We start from the raw sequence: 17875 nt of genomic DNA, 5'->3' as shown, positions 1-17875 counted from the left end.
AGGTATGCATTTATTATATGTTATATGAACTATTTTGCGAGAGCAAGCTTCGCGCCTACAACTTTCACTTCTCATTTTCTCCTTATTCCCTTCTCTTTGTGCATTTTTGTATTAAAGCTCAATTAATCACAAAGAGGCTCAGAGGCGCGTCGCTTTTAGAGAAGTAACTAGCATCTTGCGCGAGCAAGTTTCGCGCCTACAGCTTTCACTTCTCATTTACTCCTCTTTCTCTTCTCTTTGTGCATTTTTGTATTAAAGATCAATAAATCATAAAGAGGTTTAGAAGCGCGTCGCTTTTAGAGAAGTAACTAACATCTTGCGAGAGCAAGTTTCGCGCCTACAACTTTCACTTCACGTTGCGGGTTATATCCTTTTAAATTTAAAAAATAAGTTTCGTTAACCCTACTTTAACCCTCTGTAGTTTAAGCTAGCTGCATTAATGTAGATTATTCAATTGTACACGCAACTAAGCGCCACTTTTTAAGTTAGGAATAACCACAATGAAACTTACAAAAGATACAACAAGTACGTTAAGCAAAACCACCATAAGCCTGCATTGGATTGTAGCTATTTTAATTATTGGGTTATTAGGCTCAGGCCTATATATGGAAAACTTTAAAGCGTTTTTTCTAATGAGTTGGCACAAATCATTTGGCGTAATGCTGCTTGCTTTTGCGTTATTAAGAGTAACATGGCGCATTGTAAATGGTTGGCCAAAGCACGATGTTAAACACCCAAATTATGAGCAAGTGTTAGCTAAAATTGTGCATTACGTTCTTATAATAAGCATGTTACTTATGCCTATTTCGGGGCTGATTATGTCGGGCTTTGGTGGGCACGGCGTGGAGGTGTTCGGGCTAGAGCTGATACCGCACAACCCCAACCCAGAAAACCCACAAAAAAGCCTCGCTTTTAACCAAGGCTTAGCAGAGATAGGAAAAACCGTTCACGGTATTACAGCAAATGCGCTTCTTATCGCGTTAGGTTTACATATTGTGGGCGCTTTAAAGCACCATATTATTGATAAAGACAACACCCTTACGCGTATGCTTGGCAAAAAGTAGGTAGTTAAAAGTCTTATTTGATCGGTGCTATTTAAGCCGCGATTAAATAAGACTCTCGTCCTACGTGTTTGTTATTGCGCTTAAACGAGCCTTTCCCTTTTTTAGCTTTAACCACTTGAGGTTTAAACACTTTAGAGGTTACTAGCGCCGCCAGCGCATTATGATTAATAACACCTCGGCCGGTGTCTACCGCACTATTATTTGCGGCTTTGGTTTTCGATTTTTTAGCCATTTTATTTCCTAACTATTTATAACAATAAGAACCTTAAGAAGTGGCGATTGTATGCCTAATTTTCAACCTTGCAAGTGTTTTAACGCTCTTTTTTCATAATAAATAAACATAAAAAAAGCGCAGTAAATAACTGCGCTGAGTAACAAGTTTTAGCTCAAATAATTAAAATTCAAAGCTTACTTTTGCATAATAAGTACGCCCGTCAAAGCCGTAAGGCAATGCACGTACAGGGTATTTAAACGCGCCGTTGGTAATAAAATTAAGCACTTCGTCATCACCTAGCTCATCTGGGGTTTCATCAAAAATATTATCAGCCCCTACCGATACGTTAAATATTTCGTTAATTTGGTAGCTAACGTTTAAATCCACTAGTACTGCTGATTCAACTGAACTTGTTGGTTTAAACGACCCCGTAGGTGAAAGCTCACCCGGTAGTGAAATATGGTCATTACCAAAGTATTTAACGTCTGTTTCGCCAAAGTAATTAAAGCGAAGCGTTGTTTCATACGCATCACGTTCGTAGTCAAACGTTAAAGTTGCGCGCTCACCTGGCTGGCCGTCGGTAAAAAAGCTACGTTGTAAATCATCAAACGCCACCGACTCAGGAATACCTTCTTCTGCGTTCACGTTATCAATTTTAGTGTCGTTTAAGTTACCCGCAAAGGTTACTCCAAAATTACCGCCCTCTACATCAGTACGATAAGAGGCAATAATATCAACACCTTGTGTAGTTGAATCTACAGAGTTTGAAAAGTAATTAGCTTGCACTGCGCCGGTTGCTTGAAGCGCGGCTACGGCTTCATCGCTAAAGGCAACATCCTCTGCAGAAAGTAAACTACCAAGCGTAATACGGTCTTTAATTTCTACGCGGTAAAAATCGACCGTTAACGAAAGCTCACTTGTTACATCGTAAACAAAACCAGCACTGTAGTTAGTTGAGGTTTCAAGCTCTAGGCTATCTACACCTAACGCACTTGGAAAAGCAGTCCCCGTATTTGCAGTGAACGACTGTGTAAGTGTACCGTCTGAGCCTAGGTTAGTTGTAAATGCGGTATAACCACTTTGCTGAAGCGATGGCGCTCTAAAACCAGTAGAAACCGCACCACGTACTGCAAAGTCATCGTTAAATTCATAACGTGTTGCTAATTTACCAATTAAGTCATCGCCCGCATCTGAAAAGTCTTCATAGCGCAGCGCACCACTTACGTTCCATGCATCCGTTACCATGGTTTCTACATCTACATAAAACGCATAGCTGTGGCGATCGCTCTTGTTTGTTGCCTCTGGGCGCAAACCGTTATAAGCCTGAAAACCACACTCAGCAAATTGATCAGGATCGTTCACTGAAGGGTACGAAGCATCGGTATTTGCCAAGCCACATGCATAAGAGGCTTCATCGCCAGGGACTATTTCGTAGTTTTCTTTACGGTATTCTGCACCAATAGTTACATATAAAGGCTCATTGCGGCCAATATCAACGATGCCGTTAAAATCAGCATTAACTGTTGTTTGATCAAATCTAAAACCACCAGAGTAACCGCCGCTTGGGCCTGCATTTGCTGCTATATCGGCATCGCTTGCATCTGGGTTGTTAAATACGTACTCCGCCGCATAAGAGGCATTTATAGTATTACGTGAGGTAAAGTCGTATTTGTTTTCGCCATACACTGCCGATACATCGTATCCCCAATCTGGGTTTATATCGCCTCTAAAACCAACCGCTACTGAAATATCTTCAGCTTCGTTATAAATGCGGGGTAAAAAGCCATCGCTGTATACTTGCGTTACATTTTTAGACGCTTCGTTAAAGTTACGGTAAAAACCATTACCCAGCGCGGTGCGCTCAGAGTAGCCACCAAATGAGTACAATTCGCTGTCGCCCATTGGCAAAGCCATGTTGTAAAACAACGAGGTAAATTCACTTTCTGAGTTACCTTGGCTCCAACGTACATCTTCACTCAGCGTGCCTGGCTCAACATTTAACGACCCACCGGTATCTCGCTCTGCACGGTTAGTGCCATCGGCATCACGATACTCAAGCGATAAATTAATAAAGCCGCCTTCGTTACCTAAGTCAAAACCACGGTTTAAACCTGCAGAAAGCGTATCGCCGTCGCCTTCACTGGTGCCGCCGTACTGTACGTAACCCGTTGTTACGCCAGTTGAATTATTAAGCGATAAGTTAATTACGCCAGCTATCGCGTCAGAGCCATACTTAGCTGCTGCACCATCGCGTAGTACTTCTACACCTTTAAGCGCAGTTAGCGGAATGGCGTTCATGTCGGTGCCGGCAGCGCCTGCACCTACAGTGCCGTTAAGGCCAAAAATAGATTGATTATGGCGGCGCTTACCGTTAACCAACACTAACGTTTGATCTGGCTGTAAGCCGCGCAGCGTTGCTGGTCTAAATAAATCAGAGCCATCAGATACTTGCGTACGAGAAAAGTTAAACGACGGGGCAGTAGCTTGCAGACTCTGCCCTAGTTCTGTAAAGCCGCCTTTGTTTAAATCATCAGCGTCTATTAAATCAATAGGTGACGAAGACTCAGTAGAGGTGCGGTTAGAAACGCGCGATCCTAATACAGAAATTTGTTCGATATTTTGTGCAGCCTCAACAGGTGCTTCTTGAGCGCTTACAATGCTTGGTGCGCTTACGGCAAACGCAACAGCGGCAGCTAATGTATTTAAACGGTATGTTGACATGGTGACGACCCTGTTTAGTGTGTTCTTTAATATTTGTTATTGCGATGTAGCGCATCGCACTGGGGAACATCCTAGCAACATATGCAAATAAAAAGAAATGAAAAAAACTAAATAATAGGTCTAACTATGCAAAAAAATGTAAATACTAAAAAATAACACTTAAACTTGTTCAAAACGCATACAATTAAGGATTTTAATTTCAACCCCAAACTAAATTAACACTTTATTTACAATGGGTTTATTACGCTTTCTTGTACTTTTACGGGTAACCAACAACAAATGGTAGTACCTGTTCCTAAAGTACTGCTAACTTCTATTTTTCCGCCGTGATCTTGCAAAATAAAGTTAACAACGGTCATTCCTATTCCTAATGAGTGGGTTGTTTTATGTGTAGTAAAAAAAGGCTTAAATAAGTGCGCTTGGGTATTTTCATCCATTCCACAACCGTTATCTTTCACTTTTATACATACACCCTCATTTTGCTGCGTTACGCTTAGTTCAATAATGGTGCCTTTTTCTAATTCATGTTCGCACGCTTGTTGAGCATTTAATAACAGCTCAACAAAAATTTGATGAATAGACGACAGCTCCCCCCAAATTAGCGGCACTTGCTCAAAATTGGTTTTTATTTCGCAGTATTTAAGCTGCCCTTGCAACACGCCTAAAGCAGAGCCTGCAACCTCGCTTGCATCTAAATATTGCTTGTTATGGGTACTAGTAAATTGGCTAAGGTTTAATAAATTATGCACGGTTTGCTTTATGCGCTTTAAACCATCTAGGCTTTCGCTCAACTGCGAGTAAATTTCGTGTCCATTCCATGCCAGTTCGTATTGTTTTTTTAGATCCACCAACACGTTTTTAAATTGCCCTGCATTTAATTGGCCGGTTAAAAACTGCTCGTTATAATGAAGAGATTTTGATAAAAGAGGGCTAACATATTGCAAGCTTTCTATATTACTAATTACATACGAAAGCGGGTTATTTATTTCATGCGCAATACTGCAAGACAAAACACCCACACTTGCCATTTTGTCGGCCTGAACAAACATTTGCTGATACAAAGACAGCTCAGCAACGTTTTTGGTTAGTTCACCATTTAACACAACTAACAATTGGCTTTTATCGGCAAGCAGTTGCTCTGCGGCTATACGCTTTTGCTGCTCATCTAAAAAGGCTTGTTTGTAGTCGTCGGTTAAAGTGCTCATCCTATTCGCTCCATAAATACGCATCCATGTATAACGTTTAGTTTGCCATACGTAATTATGCAAACTAGGGGCACTTTTTAGGCTATGCTTATTATTTTAAAAGGTAGCACTATGACCAAACCAGCAGACGCTGCACATTCAATCACTGCCGTAGATGTACTTTGTGTTGATGACGACGAAATTGTTCTGCGCTCACTAACCTCCTTATTAAAAAATAATAACTTTAGTTTTATGACCTGTAAAAGCCCAGTGCAAGCGCTTGAGCTTTTAAACAGCCACGAATTTAGCTTAATTATTAGCGACATGAAAATGCCCACCATGAATGGCGCGCAATTTTTAGAGCAAGCCCGTAACAAAGCTCCCGAAACACAACGTATTTTATTAACCGGTTACGCCGAAATAGAAACCACCCTAGCAGCTGTTAATCTGGCACAAATTAACGGCTACATACAAAAGCCATGGCAAAACGATATGCTTTTGCACAGTATTAATGACAGCATCGAAAAATTTCAGCTAAAAAAACAAAACAAGCAACTCGAGCTGCAAGTAAAACAGCAAAACAAAGAGCTTCTCGAATTAAATAACTCATTAGAGCAACGAGTAGAAAAGCGTACAAAACAAATTAAGCAGGTACTTAAACAACTAGAAGATGCCAACGAGCGCGAAAAACACGAACACAAAGCCACCGTAGAGCTACTTTATAATTTTATAAACGCCAATCCATACTTAGATGGCAACAAAGCGCAAAAAATTGCCGACACCTGCACCCAAATAGCACTGTACTTAAACCTCTCGCAAAAAAGTATAGATTTAGCCCCCATGGCGGGTTACTTAGCGCAAATAGGTTTGCTTGCTATGGACCCAGAGCTCTATAAAAAGCCAGTGAGTCGGCTAAGCGAGCAACAGCGCAAAGCCTTTTATACACACCCAAGCACAGCACAATTAATGCTTATGCCTGCTATACATTTACATGATGTATCTGATGCAATTTATCATCAATATGAGCGCTTTAACGGCAACGGTTTACCAAAAGGATTAGCAGCAAACGACATTCCTATTGGCGCTATGGTGCTTAGCGTTGCTCGCGATTATTGGAACGCATTTGAACAAAGCCAAAGCCCTACAGACAAAGAGCGCCACAGCGATGCACTCGAAAGCGTTAAAATGTACAGTGGCACTTTTTACCACCCTAAAATTGTGCGCGCACTCGAGGCAAGCCATAGCAAATTAAATGAGCAACTTAATAATGCGGGCTCTATTATTATATGCAGCGCTCAAGAGCTAAAAGCCAATATGATTTTAGGCCATACGTTACACAGCCACAGCGGTATTATGTTGTTACCTAAAGGCCATGTGTTTGGCAAAAAATCCATCGAAAAACTACAGCAACTAGAAGCCAAAAAACCGACCCCATTTAGAATAATGGTAAAAAGCGCTAAATGAGTGATCTAAACTGTGGCTTTTTTCGTTACAATTACCGTAAATAAGCTAAACTAATTCAAACAGGTACCTGTTAATCTGGGTATAAATTTTAAACTGTTTAATACCAATCCGCTTAATTAAGTGATTTATTTTGAGGATGGAAAAACGTGTTGATAGCTAGGCAAAAAATTCGCTATTTAGTTGTTCTAAATGAGAGTTTTTTAACGCTGGTAGCGACACGTTTAGTCCCGCAAAATGATCAAGTATTATTGCGAATTGGTATCACATTGCTTTAAGGAGCACAGCGTGTCGCGATTTTCTGCAGTCACTGACAATCCCCACGACGGACGTTTTAATCAAAAAACGGGCATTTTACTTACCAATTTAGGCAGTCCAGACGCGCCCACCCCTGCGGCACTGCGTACCTACTTACGTGAATTTTTATCCGATCCGCGCATTGTAGAAATTCCACGTTTAGTGTGGATGATAATACTGCACGGTATAATTTTGCGTATTCGCCCTAAGCGCTCAGCAAAACTATACGAAAGCATTTGGACCGAAAACGGTTCGCCGCTAACACATATTACCCGCCTGCAACGCGACAAACTAAACGCGCTACTCCAAGAACAAGGTTACACCAATACCGAAGTTGTTATGGCCATGCGTTACGGCAACCCTTCAATAGAGGCGGGCCTGGAAGCGCTGCGCGATAAAGGCCTAACGCGCATAATTGTACTACCGCTTTACCCGCAATATTCAAGCCCTACCACCGGCTCAACATTTGATGCCGTATCAAGAGTATTGCAAAAATGGCGCTGGGTGCCAGAGCTACACTTTGTAAATGGTTATCACAAAAACACCGCTTACATTGATTCATTAGCTAGCAGCATTAGTGAAGATTTAGAAAAAAACGGCATGCCACAAAAATTAGTTTTTTCATACCACGGTATGCCAAAGCTATTTTTAGATAGAGGCGATCCTTACCACTGCCTATGTTTGCAAACCACGCGTTTAGTGGTTGAAAAACTAGGCCTTGATAAAGATAAAGTAATTAGCACTTTTCAAAGCCGCTTTGGTAAAGCCGAATGGTTAAAGCCATACACCGACGCCACGCTTGCATCGTTACCTGATGAAAACATTACCGACGTTGCAATTTTAAGCCCTGCTTTTAGCGCCGATTGCTTAGAAACACTCGAAGAGCTTGAAGAAGAAAACCGCGAAATATTTGAAAACGCAGGCGGCGAAAAGTACCGTTACATAGCAGCTTTAAACGACAGAGACGATCACATTAACGCTTTATATGATGTGCTAAAACCAATGCTTTAAACGCATCTTTATTGCCTTAACGTAAAAAAGCGGTGTTAAATTTTAACACCGCTTTTTTAATTGTAAGGTAAGCATTTATTAAATGTCATAGCCACTATTTTGCGCGAGCAAGCTTCGCGCCTACAACTTTCACTTCTCACTTACTCCTCATTCCCTTCTCTTTGTGCATTTTTGTATTAAAGATCAATAAACCACAAAGAGGTTAAGAGGCGCTTTGCTTTTAGAAAAGTAACTTGCATCTCGCGCGAGCAAGCTTCGCGCATACTGACAAAATTAACACCGAGGTAAATTACCCTTTAGACGCGCAGCTTGCTGGCGTTTTAAAAGCAACGCTTTTACCTGTTAAACCTATTCGTTAACGTTTTTCTTTAACTTTTACGGGTGATCATCAACGTACAAACGCCTGCAATTATTCCCCAAAACGCAGAGCCCACCGAGAGCATGGTTAAATCAGATGCGGTTACCAAAAACGTGACTATTGCAGCCTCTGTGTATTGGGCTGAGCTTAAAGCTTGCTGCAAGCTATTAGCAATGGTGCCAAACAACGCAATACCCGCTAAGGCTAAAATTAATGCCTGCGGCAAACTTGCCACTAAACCAACAAGCGTTGCCGCGCAAAGTGCCATAACAATATAAAATACGCCTGCGGCAATACTTGCCCAATAGCGTTTATCGGGGCTTTTATCGGCCTCATCACTCATACAAATAGCAGCGGTAATAGCGGCTAAATTAATAGAGTACGTACCAAACGGGGCTGTTAAAATATTAATAAAACCAGTTACATTAAGCGTAGCTGAGATAGGCGCTTTATAATTATGAGCCTTTAGTACAGCAATACCCGGTAAGTTTTGAGAGGTCATGGTCACTATATAAAGCGGTAAGCCAATACTTATACACGCTTGCAAGTTAAACACCGGCGCTATGTATGCAAACTCACTTATTTTCCAATGAATAGCGCCAGTATCAATATGCCCCATTTGCCACGCCAGTAGCACGCCTGCAACTAAAACGCTAAGCATGGCAAAACGTGCAAAAAATCGTTTTCCTAAAAAATACATAAGCACCATTAGGCCTATAACCAGTGGTAGCTCATTCATAAAATTAAATACATCTATACCAAAGGTGACCAATACGCCTGCCAGCATGGCACAGGCAAGTTCGCTCGGTATACGGTTCATTATTTTTTCAAACCAACCGGTAACCCCCGACACAAAAACCAATGTAGCGGCAAACATAAATGCACCAATGGCTTCGCCTAAATGGTAGCCCTGCGCGCTGGAAATAAGTAAAGCCGCCCCAGTGGTAGACCATGCAATTAAAACGGGCACTTTATAATAATACGACAACCCAATAGTGGTTATGCCCATTACCAGCCCTAGCATTAAAAGCCAGCTTGCGACTAAATCGGGCGTGCCGCCAAGGGTTATAACAACTTGATAAATAAGCGCAATAGAACTTGAAAAACCAATAATAACAGCCACCAACCCTGCGGTTGCTCGATTAAGCAGCTGATCGGAAAACGTCATAAAATCCCTCTTAATTTTAGATTTTTAAGCCCACAACATACGTTGCCTATTTACGCTTTGCAATTAGCGTTTACGCTATTAAGCGTGAAAAATATTCATTATTTTAAAATTTTTTTTACCTATAAAGATCGCACCTTTCATTGCCAAATTAAAAACAAAAACAATTATTAGCTTACGCTTACACCCCGCTAAAACTCTATAAAAACCCATCCTTTTCAGCCAAACAAACCAAACCCATTATAGGTAAATTGTTTATTTACAATCATTTACAATGTAAATAATTAGCACTTTTATACTACCAACACTAACTTGATCTAATTCTCCAGATGATATAAAACGTAACAATTAGTTAACTAAAAACCCCGTAAGAGAAACAAATGAAACGCGCTATTTTAATAATTGTTGCCCTTGGTCTATCTGCATTTGCTATTTATCAGCTGCTATTTAATACCGAAAAACCTCAGCAGGTAACGGCGCCTGTTGCAGTGGATATAGTGCCCGTTGACTCTCAATTTGCAGCAAATAAAAAAGCACCACAGCCCATTGATATGAGTAAAGATCCCGTTAACGTAAAACCTAAAACCATTGAGGCACCAGCGAAAAGCAACCAGTTTGAGGCTATAAACAAGGTATCTGAAAAAGCTAAAGAGGTACTTACCAACGCCAACGTACTACCAAGCGATTTAAACAACGAAGCCTACATAGAGTTCGACCTAAATACGTTACAAACCCTTGAAACTGGCGACTCGTTTGATATTTCAATTCCGCAAACCGCCGAAACCTACAGCGCCGAAATCACCTCGTTATCGGAGGCGAGTAATGGCGATAAAAGCATATTTGGCCAAGTTATTGGTGCCAATGGGCAACTACACACCACGGTTATGACCGTAGGAAACGATGCAATTTATGGACAATTTACCGCACCTAGCGGCAATTACGTTTTTGAAAGTAAAGGGAAATATGGTTGGATTGCAGCAAAACGCGACTTATACCAAAACCACATAGAGCATCATGTAGATGCGCCCACACCAAAAACAGATAAAACCATAGATATGTTTGCCCCAAAAGAAACTGAACAACCCAACACGCAGTAACCCAACTAAATCAATCAGCAGTAAAACTTCCAACCACTACATAAGTAAGGAAATATAAAAATGAAAAAACTAATCACTACGGCAGCCATTGCCAGCGCGCTATTTGCAACCAGTGCAGCACAGGCAGTAACGATTGATATTGGTATTTTATATACCGACCAATCGGCCGCAGCTACGAGTAACATAAATACTAAAATAAACCAGCTGATCGCCTTTAGTAACCAGGTTTATAGCCAAAATGGGGTAGACATTACACTGCGTTTAGCGGGCACAGAAAACCTAGGCGATTACGCAATTACACCGTCTGAAGATTGGTTAGATGCAGTAACTAACAGCAGCTACGTAGATGGTTTACGCACTAGCTGGAAAGCCGACATGGTTGCCGTACTTGGTACCGGCCAAAGTGCGGGTAATGGTTTAATCTCGTGTGGTTTAGCTTGGGTTGGCCAAGGCACTAACGGTAATTTATACAGCTCGATGAGCGACCGTATGTACTCTATTACTGCTATTGACTGTGGTGCCACTACGTTTGTACACGAACTTGGCCATAACCAAGGCCTAGCGCACTCACGTAAACAAGGCGATACATCGGGCGGTGTGTATGTTGATGGTATGGGCCACGGCGTACAAAACGAATTTGCCAGCATTATGGCCTACCCGCACGTTTACGGTAGCGCAACACAGTACGATTACTTCTCTAACCCTAATTGGAGCGTAAACGGCTTAGCTTTTGGTGTAACTAACCAAGCGTATGCTATTCGTACGGTTACCGACACAAAAACAAGTATTGCTAACTTTAAGTAAGTAATTTAAAGCAGACGGTATTTAGCCCACTTATAATTATTTCCCTTTAGAGCGCATTTGCGCTCTTTTTTATTTGGCTTAAGGTTTGTTGATCTTTCAAGGTTAAGTCACTAAAAGCCTAAAAGTGCGCAGCTAATTAATGCACTACTATTTTTTGTTTAATGGCAGGCATTAACGTTTTACCGTCACCATCTACTTTACTTAAAAGCTTAAGCCCCATTACTTTGGCAAGTACCGGGTAAATATCAAGATTATTTACCTTTTCAAGGCTTAGCCCTTGTTTAAAAGCAGGCCCTATAGCAATTAACGTAGCCGCCATATCATCGGTATAGGCATAGCCATGAGTACCTAAGTACATTGCTTTGCCTTCGTTAGTAAATACCGCTGGCGCATTAGTTTGCACAACAATATCGCCCACACAAGTGCCTTTATTATAATGATACCCAGCTAATTGCTCGTCGTTTAATACCGTATAACGCCCGTTTGCTGCTTGTTGCAAACGTTGTTTGTAAGTTGCAATTTGCTCGCTTGTTACAGCAGGCTTTGCATAAATAAGTAATCGCGGGCCGGTATTTTTAACTATAAAATTATCGTTTTTAGGCAATGTAGAAACATCAATACTTTGCTCTGGGTTTACATGCGCCATACCGTGATCGGATACAATAACAAGGTTAATCTCTTGCTCTAGCTTGCTCAAACGGGTTTGTAATTGGCCCATTAGTTCATCTAATTGTTTTACCGCATCGCGAGTTTGCGATGCGTCTGGGCCAAACTCGTGGCCCATGCTATCAACAAGTGAAAAATAACTTGCCACAAAACGTGGGCGCTGCGCTTTAGGTAAGCTTAGCCACTGTATTATTTGATCAACACGGCCTTGGTACTCACTGTATTTAGAATAATGAAAGTAATAGTCGGGCGTCATACCGTTAAAGCGCGCATCCGACTCTGGCCAAAAATAAGTAGCCGACTTTAGCCCCTGCATTTTTGCTAAATTCCAAAGTGGAATACCATTTACCCACGTGCTATCGCGCATGCCTTTACCCATGCTGTAGCACTCGTTTTTACGGGCTTTATCACAAAAGTTATTATCTACAATGCCATGATTTACCGGCAGCAACCCTGTAATAATAGAAATATGATTTGGAAACGTTTTTGTTGGGTAAACCGGCATTAGCTTTTGCGCGCGTACACCCTTAGCAGCCATTGCTTTTAAATTAGGCGCGCCGTGTTTTTCTATATAATCCCAACGCATGCCATCTATTGATATAAGTACAACGGTTTGCTCTTTTGCCGCATATGCCGCTTGGCTGGTTAACACTAAAAGAGCCAACATCATCGCCTTTAAAAATACATACTTCATTACAAATACTCGCCTACATTAAAATGCGTTAAATACTGAAAAATATAGCTTTATAATACAATTGCCAGGCCTTAAATGATACAAGCACCTGTACCTAACTCGTCTAGATGTATATATTAACTAGTAAGTATTTAAAACGAATGACAACGCGCATTTACTTTGCCAGTCGTCACCACTAAGCAAGGACTCCGATGACTATCGACTTTAGTAAAAAAATAACCCCAGCGCGCATGTATCGCACGACTGCAAATTTACAAATGGCGATGGAAAGCGATCGCGGTCGTATAATTAACAGTGCAGCTATTCGTAGGTTGCAGCAAAAAACCCAGGTTTTTCCGCTAGAGCGAAACGCAGCGGTGCGCTCGCGCTTAACTCACTCACTAGAAGTACAGCAGGTTGGCCGTTTTATAGTACAGCGTATTTTTGCAAATTTAAGCTTTGAGCAACAAACCGAGTTTGGCTTAAAAGGGCTAGAACGCCCGCTCGAAAGCCTAGTAGAAATGGCCTGCCTAATGCACGATATAGGCAACCCACCCTTTGGTCATTTTGGCGAAGCTGCCATAAACCACTGGTTTAATAATAATTTAGCAAGTGTTACCCCAGCGCGCTGCCAAGAGCAAAATACCGGTATAGGGGTTATTTTTAAGCACCTAGCGCACGATATTTGTAATTTTGAAGGCAACGCCCAAGGCATACGCATAATACATTCGCTACTGGGATTAAACTTAACTTATTGCCAAAGCGCGGGCATTTTAAAGTACACCCGCCCCGCGGGGTTAAACCCAAAAGACATACCGCAAAATAAAAACTACTTAATGAAAAAAGTAGGTTACTACTACAGCGAAAAAACCTTTGTAGAGGCATTGCAAAACGAGCTGGTTATAGAGCCATACTGCCGCCATCCGGCAAGTTATATTATGGAAGCCGCCGACGATATATCCTATTGCTTAGCCGACATAGAAGACGCCGTAGAAAAAGACATAATAACCACCGAGCTACTTTGTCAGCAGCTAAAAAGTGAATATAAAAAAGCCCTTATAAACCTAACCATTGACGACACCGAACACCTAAATTTTGTAGATAAAGCGGTAGATTACGCACTAGAGCGCGCCAACGCGCAACCTTACAACTTTAATAGCGAATTTTTTATTTACCTACGCGTGGCCTTGCTTCACCCGCTTGTAAACCACGCCGCCAAGCGTTTTATAGAGCACATTGAGACTATTTACCACGGCGACTTTAACCAAGCACTATTAGAAGATAACAGCCACTTACATGCCGTTACTAAAACCCTTAAACAAGTGGCGCTTAAGCATGTGTTTTCTCACAAAGAGGTAGAAAAACTCGAACTACAAGGCTATCGCATAATTAACGGCCTGCTCGATTGTTATAAACCACTGCTACAACTTAACAGCGACGATTTTAAACGCGCATTAAATGGCGACTCACGATTATTAATCGAATCGCGTTTGGTTAAAAAGCTCTCTAAAAAGCACTTAAATAGTTATCAGCACGCCATAGATGCCATGCAAGAAGAGCCCGATCACTTTGCCGCTTACGAGTTTTACTACCGCTGTAGGCTAATTCAAGATTACATAAGTGGCATGACCGACCAATTTGCCTACGACGAGTACCGCAGCCTAATGGTGATTGATTAACGAGGGCGTGTTGTTGGGTGGTTTTTGCTTATTTCACTAGGTTACAAACCTCACGCCGCGATTTAACCCCCTTAGATTGAACAAATTTTCAATCCACAAAGGTCAACACGCCCTTAGTGCCTAGATATATTTTAATTTTGCGCTTAAAATCAGACTATTGATACTTAAGCGCTGTGTTTTATGATTATTAGACTCTCTCAACTTATTTTTTGCTTTGCTTTATTTTACAGCAGCCAAAGTGCTGCCTATAACGAAGCCATGTGTATTTTAATTAAGCAAGAAATGCAGCAGTACAGTAATAATAAAGCCAGTGCCAAATACCGCAGCGCCGCACGCGATTTTAAAAGAAACTGTAATAAACCCAAGCAAGTACAAACAAAACCAAAACCTGTAGAGCCGCCAGTAGTTGAACAAGAGCCACAACCACTTGCCCTTACCCCCGAGCAAGAACAACAACTGCTTGAGCAAATAACTGCGGCCGAACAAGCTATAAAACAAAGCGCAAGTAAAGCAACTACAAGCTCTCAGCCTACAAACCAAATAAGCCAGCAAAACTCAGAAATTAACGAGCCAGAGTCTGCGCCAATTAATACAGTAAAGGATGCGCCAAGCACGCCTAAGGGTGAACTTGCGCCTAATAGCAGCGAGTTAACACCTACAACTAGCCAAGCGCAGCCGGTGGCCACTGAAACCGCCCCAAAAGCAGCGCCTACAATAGAGCCTAAAAAAGAGCAGCCAACGGTTAATACAACGCCCACACCCGCACCTGTCCTTATACCTGCGCCAGTTACAGAGCCACCAAGTTCATTATTGTTACCAAGTTTGCTACTGCTTATTGTGGTATTAATTGGCGCCATGGTGGTTATACGTTTACGCCGCGCTAAACAAAATAAGCCCGAGCCGCCTGTTGCTCCAACGGCTACAGCCCCAACTAAAGCGATGACTAAAAACAACAAAAGCGCAGCGCAAGCAGCACCACCCAAAACGGCTCCAGCCCCAAGTGATGAACTTTCAAAACCAGTTGTGCCCCCAATTTCGGCCTCGAGCGAGCCAGAGCCTGCAAGCTCTAATGCACCAATAAACGAGACAATTAACGAGCCACTGCCTGCCGATACGCAAGCCACAGAGGTTGAGCCAGAACAAGCTAAACCAGAAGAAGATGCACCGGCACCTAAAAAAGTAGCGCCAGAGCCAAACACCGCAGAGTTTGAAGCTGCCGCAAAAAATACATTAGCGCGTATTCAAAATGCAAAAGGCTTTGCAGAGCCCGAGGTAAGAGAGTTTAACCCAGACGCTCCTTCGGTTAAGCGCACGCGTAAACACAAAGCCGCCGCAGTAGAACAGCCAAAAGCAGAGCCCGTTGAGGAAGTAAAACCACAAGAGTCTACTCTTATAAACGAACCGGCTGCGCCTAGTAACCCTATCACTGAGCCTAATAACAGCGCGCAGCTGCATACAGCCGATAAAAACAGCGAGCTTGAACAAACCACGTTAAATAGCGAACACGACTTTAAAGAGCCCGAAATTCGCACCTACAATCCAGATGCGCCTTTAAAACCAAGTAAAGAACCTGCACAAGCTACAGTTTCAGCAAAACCAAATAACGAACCCACGTTAGATACGCCAATATCAACAGCTCACGAACCACAACCAGCTCAAGAAAAGCCAGCGCAACCAGAGCCTGAAAATACGCCCAAGCAAAGTGATTCTAGCAACCCATTTGCAAACCTTTCGCTAGATGAAAGCTGGGACCCAAACTCAGATAAAAAGCCCGTGATTGAGGAAAAAAAGAAAGCGCCTAAATCACAAGCCTTAATAGAGGCAGAAGAACGCGCTAAAAACATGCAAACAAAAGAATAGCCGAGCAAATAAGCTTGATATTATTGCTCTAAACAAACAATTTTTAACGCAGCAAATACGCTATTTAAAGATAAAACTGCCATTACTCAATTTCCAGCACAAAAAAGCGGCCACAAGGCCGCTTTGTCGTTTAAAAGTATAGAGTTGTATTAATGCGCTTAATTAAGCGAGCTATTTTAAGTATGGATTTAAAACTGAGAAAACGTTTTATTGCTACAAAAATGCGTTGTTTAGTTGTTATAACTAACTAGTTGTACATTGCTGTACTTTTAGCATCTTTGTATTTGTAACACAGCTAGCGCCAAGTTTGGCGGTTCAAAATAATTAACTATAATTGCGCTTAGTATTATTCGGGGGGCATGTTTTTAATATTTAAATCGTATTGTAAAATACCATCGTTATTAACCGCCACACCCGCTAATTGCACAGAGTGATTAGCAAACTCTTCAGACGCCGATAAATGCGCTAACACGCCAGCTATATCCTCGTGTTTAGGTTGCCCGTCGGTTGCCACAATGCCTGCATTACAATCGTTTTGCTTACACTCAAAGCTGTATAAAAATAGCGACTTTTCAGCAAAGCTGCTTTGCACTTTATCTAAAAACACTTGCTCTGACTGTGCTAAATCAAGCGTACTTTGAATTTGAGCAGCGCTTTCTAGCTCAGAGTATTCACCCACCTCTTGGGGAGTAATCACTATTTGCTCGGTAAGTGCAGTACCTTCTTTATTAGTTACATCGTGGCTACTTTGCATTGCTTGTATATCTACCACCAGAGGTTGAGCAGGCTGCACAGCCGTGGTGTTAGTTATTGAGTTGGGTAGATTATTTTGAGCCAAGGCGGTCAAATCGTTTTTAAACACGTACAAAGTTGCAGCAGTGATAGCGCATGCAATGAGTAATTTGTTCATAATACTTCCCTCCTTCAACCGATTTACGCAATACAATTAAGTGAAATGCTTTTTAAGTGCAGCCAATGTTAATATTATGTTTTGTTTGGGTGTGTACTGTCAATCTTTAATACTAGACAGTGCAAATTAAAAGAACAATTTTATCAATGTTAATATTTAATGAACCACTGGTAAGCTCAGCGCGCCACACTATAATGCTGGCAATAGCTACACGCTCATTTTACAACCAAGCAGCACGTTATTTATTTGTAACAAACTGTAAAAAGCAACTCTTTTTATGACCACACCCCAAGCAAAAAGTTTGCGTTTATTGTTACTAAAACTTAAATAAAATTACCCAAAGTAAATAACCGCATAATCAAAACCACACACAACAGCTTAAATTTTCTAAAAGAGGCAAAGATTACATAAAGAAAAGCACTAACATGTAGGCGCGAAACTTGCTCGCACAAAATGACATGAGCGTACCTCGCGTTTGGTAAGAAATTTTTCACGGCATATAAAGCCGCTGCTACTAGTTAATTGCACCACAAAGGGCACAGAGGCGCTTCGCCTACACGGAGAAAACACAGGAATAAGTAAGTCACTTCTCCTGCTCTTCTCGGTGGTGACATAATCACTTTTGAACAGAACCAATGCGCGTCTACCACTAAATTAAAATACTGTTTTGTAGAGCGAATTCTTACTTATGTGATCATTTATTAAATCACT

At 41.6% G+C, this 17875-nt stretch carries 13 protein-coding genes; 7 read left to right on the top strand and 6 right to left on the bottom strand.

What is annotated here, in order from left to right; genetic code table 11:
• Positions 1–500: 500 nt before the first annotated feature.
• Positions 501–1064: a cytochrome b gene (locus CWC04_RS17370; RefSeq protein ID WP_126009533.1), complete on the top strand. Its 564-nt coding sequence runs from the start codon at positions 501–503 to the stop codon at positions 1062–1064.
• Positions 1065–1095: 31 nt separating this feature from the next.
• Here CWC04_RS17370 and arfA read toward each other — a convergent pair whose 3' ends face one another.
• The 3 genes from arfA to CWC04_RS17355 form a co-directional block, all read right to left on the bottom strand.
• Entirely contained in the window at positions 1096–1296 is a 201-nt protein-coding gene (gene arfA, locus CWC04_RS17365; RefSeq protein ID WP_024032961.1) for an alternative ribosome rescue factor ArfA, read from the bottom strand.
• A 162-nt stretch (positions 1297–1458) separates the two neighbouring features.
• A complete protein-coding gene (locus CWC04_RS17360) occupies positions 1459–3999 on the bottom strand; it encodes a TonB-dependent receptor plug domain-containing protein (protein WP_138686011.1) in 2541 nt (846 codons plus the stop codon).
• Positions 4000–4226: 227 nt separating this feature from the next.
• Positions 4227–5204 carry a sensor histidine kinase gene (locus tag CWC04_RS17355; RefSeq protein WP_138686010.1) on the bottom strand — a complete coding sequence of 326 codons (978 nt, stop codon included), beginning with the start codon at positions 5202–5204 and terminating at the stop codon, positions 4227–4229.
• A 111-nt stretch (positions 5205–5315) separates the two neighbouring features.
• Here CWC04_RS17355 and nosR point away from each other — a divergent pair, with 111 nt between their 5' ends.
• On the top strand, positions 5316–6647 hold the full coding sequence (nosR, locus tag CWC04_RS17350) for a response regulator c-di-GMP phosphodiesterase, NosR family (protein WP_138686009.1): 1332 nt from the start codon (positions 5316–5318) through the stop codon (positions 6645–6647).
• A gap of 285 nt (positions 6648–6932) precedes the next feature.
• The gene (gene hemH, locus CWC04_RS17345) at positions 6933–7952 is read left to right on the top strand and encodes a ferrochelatase (protein WP_055255821.1); all 1020 of its coding nucleotides are present in this window, start codon (positions 6933–6935) and stop codon (positions 7950–7952) included.
• Between the two features lie 368 nt (positions 7953–8320).
• Here hemH and CWC04_RS17340 read toward each other — a convergent pair whose 3' ends face one another.
• Positions 8321–9478, bottom strand: a complete 1158-nt coding sequence (locus CWC04_RS17340; RefSeq protein ID WP_004589605.1) for a benzoate/H(+) symporter BenE family transporter — start codon at positions 9476–9478, stop codon at positions 8321–8323.
• Positions 9479–9855: 377 nt separating this feature from the next.
• Between CWC04_RS17340 and CWC04_RS17335 the strand changes: the two genes are divergently transcribed.
• Both CWC04_RS17335 and CWC04_RS17330 read left to right on the top strand, forming a co-directional pair.
• Positions 9856–10572, top strand: a complete 717-nt coding sequence (locus CWC04_RS17335) for a protease inhibitor BamI-like protein (RefSeq protein ID WP_138686008.1) — start codon at positions 9856–9858, stop codon at positions 10570–10572.
• Positions 10573–10632: 60 nt separating this feature from the next.
• Complete coding sequence (locus CWC04_RS17330; RefSeq protein ID WP_004589607.1) at positions 10633–11376, top strand: zinc-dependent metalloprotease family protein; 744 nt, start codon at positions 10633–10635, stop codon at positions 11374–11376.
• Positions 11377–11512: 136 nt separating this feature from the next.
• On the opposite strand, the gene CWC04_RS17325 is transcribed toward CWC04_RS17330, so the two are convergent.
• Positions 11513–12736: an alkaline phosphatase family protein gene (locus CWC04_RS17325; protein ID WP_138686007.1), complete on the bottom strand. Its 1224-nt coding sequence runs from the start codon at positions 12734–12736 to the stop codon at positions 11513–11515.
• Between the two features lie 191 nt (positions 12737–12927).
• On the opposite strand from CWC04_RS17325, the gene dgt reads away from it, so the two are divergent.
• Together dgt and CWC04_RS17315 are read left to right on the top strand one after the other, a co-directional pair.
• On the top strand, positions 12928–14394 hold the full coding sequence (gene dgt, locus CWC04_RS17320) for a dGTPase (RefSeq protein WP_004589609.1): 1467 nt from the start codon (positions 12928–12930) through the stop codon (positions 14392–14394).
• A gap of 180 nt (positions 14395–14574) precedes the next feature.
• Positions 14575–16254, top strand: a complete 1680-nt coding sequence (locus CWC04_RS17315; RefSeq protein WP_138686006.1) for a cell surface protein — start codon at positions 14575–14577, stop codon at positions 16252–16254.
• A gap of 346 nt (positions 16255–16600) precedes the next feature.
• Here the strand turns inward: CWC04_RS17315 and CWC04_RS17310 are convergent, their stop codons facing one another.
• Entirely contained in the window at positions 16601–17164 is a 564-nt protein-coding gene (locus tag CWC04_RS17310; RefSeq protein ID WP_064385816.1) for a hypothetical protein, read from the bottom strand.
• Between the last annotated feature and the right edge of the window lie 711 nt (positions 17165–17875).

This window comes from Pseudoalteromonas sp. S2893 (assembly GCF_005887105.1).
Lineage (GTDB): Bacteria > Pseudomonadota > Gammaproteobacteria > Enterobacterales > Alteromonadaceae > Pseudoalteromonas > Pseudoalteromonas atlantica.
This window is presented reverse-complemented; position numbering and strand designations above follow the sequence as displayed.